We start from the raw sequence: 2,404 nt of genomic DNA on the forward strand, positions 1-2,404 counted from the left end.
CTGCTACTCCTTGATGAAGTGATGAAAACCGTGGCCTTGGCGGGGTATCGTCGCAGCTCACGAAGTGTCGGCCCCGCGCGAGCGGGGGTTGCTCCGCTGCCGCCTCCGTCGAAGAGGTCCGCACCCTGTCGGCCCCGCGCGAGCGGGGGTTGCTCCCGGTCCGCAGACACCACACCGGCCGCCCTGGTGTCGGCCCCGCGCGAGCGGGGGTTGCTCCCCAGTCGTTCCAAGATCAGGTTCCGGCAGTTCGTCGGCCCCGCGCGAGCGGGGGTTGCTCCTGGTCGGCCGACGAGGAGCGCGCACACGAGCAGTCGGCCCCGCGCGAGCGGGGGTTGCTCCGGGCTGGGCAGGCGCGGGTCCGTCTCGATGCCGTCGGCCCCGCGCGAGCGGGGGTTGCTCCGACGCCGACACCGCGCTGACCATCACGGCCGCGTCGGCCCCGCGCGAGCGGGGGTTGCTCCTCTCCCTGGCTTCCTGTAGTCGCCCCGGCAGCGTCGGCCCCGCGCGAGCGGGGGTTGCTCCTCCCCCAGCATCTCGCCCGTGGCTCCCGTGTCGTCGGCCCCGCGCGAGCGGGGGTTGCTCCCAGGCGACGCCGGTCTCGTTGCGGGTGGTCATGTCGGCCCCGCGCGAGCGGGGGTTGCTCCGGCAAAAAGCCCCCCGGCTGTCGTTCCGCAGAGTCGGCCCCGCGCGAGCGGGGGTTGCTCTTGGGCCGCCGCAGCCTTGGCCGGTACCTGGGAGTCGGCCCCGCGCGAGCGGGGGTTGCTCCCCCCGTACCGCCGCAGCATCAGCCGCGGCGAGTCGGCCCCGCGCGAGCGGGGGTTGCTCCAGCTCATCGCCAAGCTCCGCGAGGAAGTCCGAGTCGGCCCCGCGCGAGCGGGGGTTGCTCAGCCTCACGGACCCTGTGCTGGAGAGTCCACCAGTCGGCCCCGCGCGAGCGGGTGTTGCTCACGTCACGTTGGTGCGATCGCTGCCGGTGGAGAGTCGGCCCCGCGCGAGCGGGGGTTGCTCAGCAGGGCCGGCCTGGCCCCGTGGACGTTCCTGGTCGGCCCCGCGCGAGCGGGTGTTGCTCCCGACGACGCGAGGAGCAGCGCGCCCGTGATGGGTCGGCCCCGCTTGAGCGGGGGTTGCTCCGCGGGTGCGTTCATGCCGTCGCCCGCGCTGCCGTCGGGCCCAGTGGGTCATGAGTCGGCCCCGCGCGAGCGGGGGTTGGTCCGCCTGCGACTCGTCCGGCGTCAGCACGGCCTCGTCGGCCCCGCGCGAACGGGGGTTGCTCCCACCAGGTCATCACCGCCATGGCGGCCAGCCCGTCGGCCCCGCGCGAGCGGGGATGTTCCCGTGACCACCGCGTACTGCCGCTGCCCCCCGACGGTTGTCGGGGGGCAGCGGTGTTACCGGATCGGGTTCCACCAGCTGGCGAGGTGGCCGACTGCGAGGACGAGCAGTGCGGTCACGGTCCGGGTCGGCGGCCGAAGGCGGTGCCGCAAGACGATCCTCAGGCCGCCCGCCTCCAGGTAGAGGTACGGCTCCGGGAGGCGGGCGTGGCGACCAGCCTTGGCCGGTGACCGGCCCGCACTGTCGCTATTGATCCCAGCCCCAGGCCGGCGCGAGCGCCCGTCGGCGGCGCGAGCGGCCCCTGACCACCCGTCCGTCCCCCGGCGGAGGGGAGACGAAGTGCTTGAGGGTCTCGCCCTCGGACAGCTCGGTGACGGTCCGGGCGACCTCGGCCGGATCCTCAACCGGCCCGTCCGGAGCCGCGAGGAGCCGGTCGGGGTCGAGCTCGGTGGCCTTGTCCATCCGCGCCCGCCACAGGGCGGCGAGCTCCTCCTGACCCACGCTGGCGTGATAGAGGGTCAGGCAGGTCGCGGCCAGAGCGTCCTCGGCCCCGGCCGCGAACCCCCACCAGAACGCCGCGTCGCAACCGCGTCCCAGCCCGTAGAGCAGGCAGCCGAACATCGTGGCGGCCGCCTCGTCACAGGCGCCGACGAAGCCGGCCAAGGCCTCCGGGCTGGCCTGACTGACCACGGCCGCGCACAGGTGCTCCAGGTCGAGCCTCAGCTCGGCCCGAGTCACCGTCATCAGCGGATCCAGTTGGGCTCGGTGTTGCGGGGCCCGCGCCGCCGGGGCCGGCCCGGCGGATGCCGGGGCCCGGTCGGACCGGATGACGGCGCGGGCGGTGGACGATCCGTCCCCTGCTCCCGCGATGCGCTCCGCCAGGCGCCGCGTGAAAGCGACCGGGTCATGCCCCTCCAACCTCCGATCCAGTTCCTTGCTCTCCGCCCGCAGGACGTCGCTGATGTTCACGTCGTGCTCAACACCATTGCGTTAAGCCTGTGACCTGCGGCGCAACCCGGTTCAGTGCCGGGATCGGGAGGCGATTCCGTCTTCCATGATCTGGATCTCGGTG

General features: G+C 73.8%; 1 protein-coding gene and 1 CRISPR repeat array. The gene reads right to left on the reverse strand.

All coding sequences use genetic code 11. The features are described from left to right. Positions 1 to 66 precede the first annotated feature (66 nt). Positions 67 to 1,274: a CRISPR direct-repeat array (repeat unit 29 nt; unit sequence GTCGGCCCCGCGCGAGCGGGGGTTGCTCC). Positions 1,275 to 1,578: 304 nt separating this feature from the next. Further along, the gene (locus ACZ38L_RS39165) at positions 1,579 to 2,076 is read right to left on the reverse strand and encodes a hypothetical protein (RefSeq protein WP_465702879.1); all 498 of its coding nucleotides are present in this window, start codon (positions 2,074 to 2,076) and stop codon (positions 1,579 to 1,581) included. Between the last annotated feature and the right edge of the window lie 328 nt (positions 2,077 to 2,404).

The organism is Kitasatospora sp. NPDC024654 (assembly GCF_055559155.1).